General features: G+C 47.6%; 8 protein-coding genes, 1 pseudogene and 1 riboswitch. Of the genes and pseudogenes, 7 read left to right on the forward strand and 2 right to left on the reverse strand.

Annotation, left to right across the window (positions count from 1 at the left end; genetic code table 11):
* The 5 genes from STRDD11_RS05510 to STRDD11_RS05530 all read left to right on the forward strand — a co-directional run.
* Positions 1–724, forward strand: a 724-nt coding sequence (locus tag STRDD11_RS05510) for a methionyl aminopeptidase (RefSeq protein WP_241209325.1), incomplete at its 5' end; no start/stop codon positions are given.
* Between the two features lie 46 nt (positions 725–770).
* On the forward strand, positions 771–1,682 hold the full coding sequence (locus STRDD11_RS05515) for a YihY/virulence factor BrkB family protein (protein ID WP_128836129.1): 912 nt from the start codon (positions 771–773) through the stop codon (positions 1,680–1,682).
* A 231-nt stretch (positions 1,683–1,913) separates the two neighbouring features.
* A complete protein-coding gene (locus tag STRDD11_RS05520) occupies positions 1,914–2,750 on the forward strand; it encodes a hypothetical protein (protein WP_241209326.1) in 837 nt (278 codons plus the stop codon).
* A gap of 137 nt (positions 2,751–2,887) precedes the next feature.
* Complete coding sequence (locus tag STRDD11_RS05525; protein WP_128836133.1) at positions 2,888–3,337, forward strand: MarR family winged helix-turn-helix transcriptional regulator; 450 nt, start codon at positions 2,888–2,890, stop codon at positions 3,335–3,337.
* A 9-nt stretch (positions 3,338–3,346) separates the two neighbouring features.
* Positions 3,347–4,054 carry a B3/B4 domain-containing protein gene (locus tag STRDD11_RS05530; protein ID WP_128836135.1) on the forward strand — a complete coding sequence of 236 codons (708 nt, stop codon included), beginning with the start codon at positions 3,347–3,349 and terminating at the stop codon, positions 4,052–4,054.
* Between the two features lie 37 nt (positions 4,055–4,091).
* On the opposite strand, the pseudogene STRDD11_RS14225 reads toward STRDD11_RS05530, so the two are convergent.
* A pseudogene (locus STRDD11_RS14225) lies at positions 4,092–4,463 on the reverse strand (GNAT family N-acetyltransferase).
* A 108-nt stretch (positions 4,464–4,571) separates the two neighbouring features.
* On the reverse strand, positions 4,572–5,009 hold the full coding sequence (locus STRDD11_RS05540; protein WP_128836137.1) for a GtrA family protein: 438 nt from the start codon (positions 5,007–5,009) through the stop codon (positions 4,572–4,574).
* A gap of 28 nt (positions 5,010–5,037) precedes the next feature.
* A riboswitch (PreQ1 riboswitch) is annotated at positions 5,038–5,148 on the forward strand.
* Here STRDD11_RS05540 and STRDD11_RS05545 point away from each other — a divergent pair.
* Positions 5,146–5,655, forward strand: a complete 510-nt coding sequence (locus tag STRDD11_RS05545) for a QueT transporter family protein (RefSeq protein WP_128836139.1) — start codon at positions 5,146–5,148, stop codon at positions 5,653–5,655. It overlaps the preceding riboswitch by 3 nt.
* Positions 5,656–5,747: 92 nt before the next feature.
* Positions 5,748–7,118: NAD-dependent DNA ligase LigA (ligA, locus tag STRDD11_RS05550; RefSeq protein ID WP_128836333.1), on the forward strand; the 1,371-nt coding region annotated here is incomplete at its 3' end.

Here is a 7,118-nt window from a genome sequence, read left to right on the forward strand (position 1 = left end):
CAGACGCTGCAGGGAAGACAATGCTCTGCCCCTGCAGATCGGAGTAGAAGGCTCTGTCATGGACTATCCCTATGCGACTTGCTGCTCGCTCAATGACGAAGTCGCTCATGCTTTTCCCCGCCACCAAAAGCTGGAGGAAGGCGATCTGATCAAGGTAGATATGGTAGTCGGTCTGGTGGACAAGGCCGAGCTGGATGTCTCCAAGCTGGATTTTGATAATGTGAAGCTCATGAAGCAGTATACTGAGAATTTCCGCGGCGGGGTGGCGGACTCTTGCTGGGCCTATGCAGTGGGGCAGGTCAGCCCTCAAGCTCAGCAGCTGATGGATGTGACCAAGGAATGCCTCTACCGCGGGATTGAAGCAGCCAAGGTCGGCAATCGCATCGGTGACATCGGCGCAGCTATTCAGGAATACGCTGAAAGCCATGGCTACGGCGTTGTGCGCGATTTGGTCGGCCATGGAGTCGGTCCGACCATGCACGAGGAGCCCATGGTGCCCCACTACGGCCGGGCCGGCCGCGGTCTGCGTCTGCGTGAAGGCATGGTCTTGACCATTGAGCCTATGATTTCGACCGGAACCTGGGAAATCGATACCGATTTTGAGACTGGCTGGGCCCATAAGACTCTTGACGGCGGACTTTCCTGCCAGTATGAGCACCAGTTTGTCATTAGCAAAGACGGCCCTGTGATTTTGACCAGTCAGGGAGAAGAAGGGACTTATTAGAAAGACAAAGGCTGGACTGACTCCAGCTTTTTTATAGGAGGCTGATATGAAAAGCTTTTTCAAGACCATAAGGGAACATCCATTTTTAAGGACCTTTTTCCGTTTTTACAAGTCGGCTGAGACGGATATGACCAGCATTGCGGTGGCCTATTATTTCCTGATATCGGCTTTTCCGCTCTTACTGATTGTGGCCAACATCCTGCCTTATTTCCAGATTCAGCCGGATGAGCTGCTGGCTGTCCTCAAGGACCTGCTGCCGGATTCGCTCTACAGCACAGTTGCTAAGATTGTCCAAGATGTGCTCACCAAGCCTTCCACCGGTCTGCTGAGCATTTCAATCCTGTCTGCTCTTTGGACCTTTTCCCAGAGCATCGCCTTTCTGCAAAAGGCTTTTAATAAATGCTATGGAGTCCGTCAGGGGAGGGGGATGATTTGGAGCCGGATATTTGGCTTTATCATGAGTCTGGGACTGCAGCTCCTGCTGGGGCTGTCGCTGGCTCTGACCATGTTTGGCCGCATGCTGGTGGGCTTTCTCTACAGCATGTGGCGCTTTGATCAGGGGCTTTATCAGCAACTGCTGACCATGACGGAGCCGACGGTTTACCTCATGCTCTTCCTGTCTTTGGTGCTGCTCTATTATTCCCTGCCCAATGTCAAAATTCCCAAGATTCGCTATGTCCTGCCGGGCGCAGCCTTTGTCCTTATTGTCATTTACAGTCTGATGAATCTTTTCAGCGCTTATATAGAAGCCTATCTGAATCGCTTTTTGGATGCCCGCTTTGTCGGATCGGTCGTGCTGATTATTATTATGTTTTGGTTTATCCTCATTGCCAAAATTCTGATTGTCGGGGCTGTCCTTAATGCCAGTGTTCAGAGCTGCTGTGAAGCAGGGGTTCAAGCCGGAAGCACAGAGCGCTTTTCTTTTGGAGAGAAAGGCAAGGCTAGAGAAAGAAAATGATGCTGTGTTCAAGCCCAAAAGCATTATTTTGAAAGGAAAGCTGAATAGGAAAGGGAAAAACTTACCAAAGGAAAAATCATAGCACTTGCGGCTATCCTGCTTCTGGGATTTATAGGCTATCAGATCTGGGACCGATGGCAAAAGGCTCAGTTTCAGGAAAACTACGGCCAATATACTTACTATGCGCCTGAGTATCGTCCGAATTATGCCTTTTTTGAAGGAAAGAAAGCCTTGTTTTATAATTGGGAGATTGTAGAGTTGGAAGAAGAGCAACAAATGGCCAAAGTTGAGTCGGAAGTTGGGAAATTTGATAATATAAGAACTTTTGAGTATGGCTATTTTATAAACACATACATGAAATTGAAAAACAGTCCAAAGCAATACAGCTTAGATGGATTTAACCGGAATGTACCGGAAAAGGGGGAATATTGGAAGTTAGCTGTTTATAAGCCAGAGGGAGAAAGATTAGAAAGAAAAGAATTTGATATCTTTAAGATGGTACGCTCTTTTGATGATAATCTTGTCCCATCTGAAATAGAATCAACTGGAATTTGGATAGATATTTCTCACCAAAAGAAATATGTTCGAGTTCTCCTCCATCCCAAACATGCTGAAAAAGATGAGGACTATAAGGTCTATTTCATCGATTTGGATGAGGGGAAGATTCTGACACCCAATGAGGTGAAGTTGGATAAGTCGTATCTTCAAAGTAATTTTGTTTCTGATACGAGCTTTCACGATAATCTTGAGAAACAAGACGTAGGTGTGTCTATGACAGGTGTCGACCTATATGATACTTACCCTCGAAAGAATCTTAAGAAGGCCGTTCTTGCCCAAGACTATCCAGAATTGTATAAGATTATGCAAAAGTCTGATTCTCATGTAGCTTTCTTAAAGGAAGATGTCGATATTGAGTTGGTTCAGAAGCTTGCCGAACTCTTCTTCCCTCCCGGCACCAATGTCTTTGAAAATGTGACCATTCCTGCCAAATACTCGGTAGACGGTCAAGAACATGTCGTTAATTCCGCAGAAGAGCTGCAGCGATACTATAGGGAAAGGGAAAGCTAGCCAAATATATTTTTGTTAGATTAAGACAGTCACCAACTGGAAAGAGGCTTCTCCTCTTTTTCTTTTTTGGGTTATTTTATTGCATTTTCAATAAAGATATGCTATACTCGTTTCAAATAAAAACCAAAGGAGGGTTTATGTCAGTATTGCGTGAGATTGGAATCATCGCCCGGGCCTTGGATTCGATTGCCAATATTGAATTTCGCGACATAGATTTGGCGCGGGGCCAGTATCTGTATCTGGTGCGCATTGCGGAGCATCCGGGCATTATCCAGGAAGAGCTGTCCGAGCTGCTCAAGGTGGATCGCTCGACGGTGGCCCGCTCAGTCAGGAAGCTGGAGGCCAAGGGCCTGCTGGAGCAGCGGCCGGCTGCCCACAGCCGCAAAAACAAGGAGTGGTTTGTGACAGGTAAAGGAGCAGCGCTGTATCCCCTCATTCTGGCAGAAAATAACTATTCTGAGCAGACAGCTCTGCAGGGATTTTCGGGCAGTGAGGCTGAGCAGCTGGAAGAGATGCTGGTTCGGATCCGCGAGAATATCACGGGCGACTGGGATTGGGTCAAAAAAGGACAGAAAAGAAAGTATTGAGGTTACACCATGAAAATTACAGTTGAAAATGAATTTTGGGAGCTTTTCCCGCAGGCACAGATTAGCATCATGGCTGTCAAGGGATTGGACAATCGTGTAGATGAGAGCAAGGATCCTTATTTCAAGTCGCTTTTGGATAAGGGAGCAAAGCGGGCGGAAGACTTTATTCCCGATGAGAACTTCACCCAGAATGAGGTTATTCAGGACTGGCGGCAGGCCTTCAGCCAATTCAAGACCAAGAAAGGAGCCCGTTCTTCTATCGAAGCCCTGCTCAAACGGGTCAGTCAGGGACGGGAATTTAACCCCATCAATCCGCTGGTCGATATTTACAACAGCGTTTCTCTTTCCTATGCGCTACCCTGCGGCGGCGAAGATCTGGACAAGATTGAGGGCGGTCTTCATCTGGGAAAGGCAAAAGGAGGAGAGCCATTCTTTCCGCTGGGAGCTGAGAGCGACGCGCCGGCTCTGCCAGAGGAAATCATTTACTATGATGATGAGGGAGCGGTCTGCCGCTGTCTCAACTGGCGGGAAGCCCAGCGGACCATGCTGACGGAAGAGACCCAAGATGCTGTTTTGGTCATTGAGGCCATTAATGGTGAGCAGGCAGCGCGTGCCCAGGCAGCCATGAAGGAACTGCAAAGTCTGGTGCAGGAATACTTTGCTATCAAGGGGGAGATTACCCATCTGACGGCGGAAAGTCCAAGTGCAGACATTTAAGGATCAAAAAACTGGATCAGAATTATCTGGTCCAGTTTTATTTATTAGGGCAAAGCAGCTTCAATCTATACCTCACTATATTTCTCTGCTTGGTAAGAAACTGCAGCTCATGCATTGAATGTGAATCATTATAGCCATTCTTTTTATAAAAAGACGGAGCTTGAAACTGATAAGTGTCCACAAATGAATATTTACACTTTCTTAATCTGGCTTCCTTTTCTGCCAAATTTAAAATTTTTGAGCCGATGCCTTACTCTCGCAACCCTTCTTGTATATATAAATATTCTATTTCCGGCCAATTTCCGAAAGTTTCGGCTGCCATACCGGTAATGAGATTTCCTTCCTCATCTTCTAAATAGATGTCCAGGGCCTGACTTTCTGAGGGCTCTCTTTTTGAGCTTAGAAACAAAAGAGTGAAGGAGTCTGTCTCAGCCTCTTATACGGTATCTTCCAAAAGATCCATCCCTCTGTGGGTGAGGACACAGACATCATGGGAGTCTGTCCCACCGCCAGTTTCTTATTTTTTATTTTCAAAGATAAAGAGTTTGCTGAAGATATAGTTGAGGACGATAATCAGCACTTGGGAGAAGAGGGATTCGATTGAATTGATCAGGCTGCGGTTGTTGCCGACAAACTGTCCAATGATATTTGGATAGATGTCCACCAGCACTTGTGCAAGGACAATGTCCAGTAAAAGTGTACCCGAGCGAGCCAAGGCAAATTTAATCAGACGCTTTTGCCAGCCCTTGCGTTCCTGCTTAAATACAACGGTGTCATTGGTGACAAAGGCAAAGAGAACGGCTGTGACATTGGCCGTAATCGTAGAGAATGTCGTATGGCCGCTGAGGGCGAAGATGGCCAGACGTGTGGACATGTAAACGAGGGTCGCTGCTGCACCGAAAAAGAGATAAGACAGGACCTCGTTGTCAAAGAAGCGTTTGATTAATTTTTTCATAAGATTAGTCTATCATATTTTACAGTTTTATGCTATACTTGAAATGCTGTGTAATTTGAATCCATGCAGCCCTTGACGCTTAGCTTCTTTCGTCAAGCATAGTAGAAGCGGTTTGGCCGCTAAAGGAGAATCTCTTATGCAAAAATTAACTGCACGTGATATGGCTCAGATTGCTGTTGTCGCGGCTGTCTATGTTGTCTTAACGGTCACACCGCCTTTCAATGTGATTAGTTTTGGAGCTGTTCAGTTTCGCATTGCTGAAATGCTGAACTTCACTGCTTTTTACAATAAGAAATATATCATCGGCGTAACGCTGGGCTGTGTGATTGCCAATTTCTTCAGTCCCATGCTGATTGATGTGCTGGTCGGCGGCGGCTCTACCCTGGTATTTCTGACTCTGGGAGTCGTTCTTTTTGGCAAATTCAAGGACCGCTTTATCTTAGGCGGCCTGATGCGTCTGGATCATTTTTACTTTTCCCTTTTCTTTTCCCTCAGTATGGTGACCATTGCAGCGGAACTGCATTTCCTGATGGGTGCGCCCTTTTTCTTTACTTGGCTGACAACAGCAGCGGGAGAGCTGGCTTCCCTCTTGATCGGAGCTCTGCTGATAAACAGACTGGCTGCTTATATTGATTTGACACAATAATCTCTTTCAACAACTGTGCGCTGTCATGGTTGTTTCTTCATTTTTGGGCATAAAAACGGGAAGATTTTGCCTACTTGTGATAAAATAGAAGTATGAAAAAGAGAATGTCAGAATTAGTAGAGTTGCTGAACCGTTACGCCCATGAATACTATACAGCGGATAATCCCAGCGTATCAGACAGCGAATATGATCAGCTCTATCGTGAGCTGGCGGAGTTAGAGAAAAAGTACCCAACTGATATCCTGCCCGACAGTCCGACACACCGGGTGGGTGGAAAGATTCTAGAAGGATTTGAGAAATATCAACACCAGTATCCTCTCTTTAGTTTGCAGGATGCTTTTTCACGTGAAGAATTAGTGGCTTTTGACCAGCGGGTGAGAAAGGAATTTCCTCAGATTTCCTATCTCTGTGAGCTAAAAATAGACGGACTGTCTATTTCTCTGGTGTATGAAAATGGCGTGCTGACAGCCGGGGCGACCCGGGGCGATGGTTCGGTCGGGGAAAACATTACCGAAAACCTCAAGCGGGTCAAGGATATTCCCCTGACTCTGAAAGAGCCGCTCAATCTGACAGTGCGCGGGGAGTGCTACATGCCCAAGGCTTCCTTTGATGCGGTCAATCAGCTGCGGCAGGAGAAGGGCGAGCCTGAGTTTGCCAACCCCCGCAATGCGGCAGCCGGGACACTGCGCCAGCTGGATACGGCGGTTGTAGCCAAGCGCAATCTGGCCACCTTCCTTTATCAAGAAGCCAGTCCGACTCAGGAGAGCAGTCAGGAAGCTGTCCTGCAAAAGCTCTCTTCCTATGGCTTTTCAGTCAATGACAGTTATGTTCTGGCGGCTTCTATCGATGAGGTCTGGGACTTTATTGAGCGGATTGCTCAGGAGCGAAACAGCCTGCCTTATGAGATTGACGGCATTGTCATCAAGGTCAATGATCTGGCCGTCCAAGAAGAGCTGGGCTTCACGGTCAAGGCGCCTAAATGGGCGATTGCCTATAAATTTCCGGCCGAGGAAAAGGAGGCCCAGCTGCTGTCAGTTGACTGGACTGTGGGGCGGACCGGGGTCGTGACGCCGACCGCTAATCTGACACCGGTCCAGCTGGCCGGCACCACTGTCAGCCGGGCGACGCTGCACAATGTGGACTATATTGCGGAGAAGGATATTCGTCAGAAAGACACAGTTATCGTCTATAAGGCGGGAGATATTATTCCTGCTGTCTTGCGAGTGGTTGAGTCCAAGCGTGCCTCAGAGGAGCCACTGGAAATACCAAGTCACTGTCCTAGCTGTGACAGTCCGCTGCTGCACTTTGAGGACGAAGTAGCCCTGCGCTGCATCAACCCGCTCTGTCCGGCCCAGATCAAGGAAGGACTCATCCACTTTGCCAGCCGTGACGCCATGAATATCACAGGGCTTGGTCCGGCAGTGGTAGAAAAGCTCTTTCAGCAGGATTTGGTCCGGGATGTA

Origin of the sequence: Streptococcus sp. DD11 (assembly GCF_001578865.1) — a bacterium.
GTDB lineage: Bacteria > Bacillota > Bacilli > Lactobacillales > Streptococcaceae > Streptococcus > Streptococcus panodentis.

Excerpts from the sequence above, each read along its gene's own strand:
- STRDD11_RS05545 (WP_128836139.1), top strand. The coding sequence starts at position 5,146 with ATGCAAAAATTAACTGCACGTGATATGGCTCAGATTGCTGTTGTCGCG.
- STRDD11_RS05525 (WP_128836133.1), top strand. The coding sequence starts at position 2,888 with ATGTCAGTATTGCGTGAGATTGGAATCATCGCCCGGGCCTTGGATTCG.
- STRDD11_RS05540 (WP_128836137.1), bottom strand. The coding sequence starts at position 5,009 with ATGAAAAAATTAATCAAACGCTTCTTTGACAACGAGGTCCTGTCTTAT.
- STRDD11_RS05515 (WP_128836129.1), top strand. The coding sequence starts at position 771 with ATGAAAAGCTTTTTCAAGACCATAAGGGAACATCCATTTTTAAGGACC.
- STRDD11_RS05530 (WP_128836135.1), top strand. The coding sequence starts at position 3,347 with ATGAAAATTACAGTTGAAAATGAATTTTGGGAGCTTTTCCCGCAGGCA.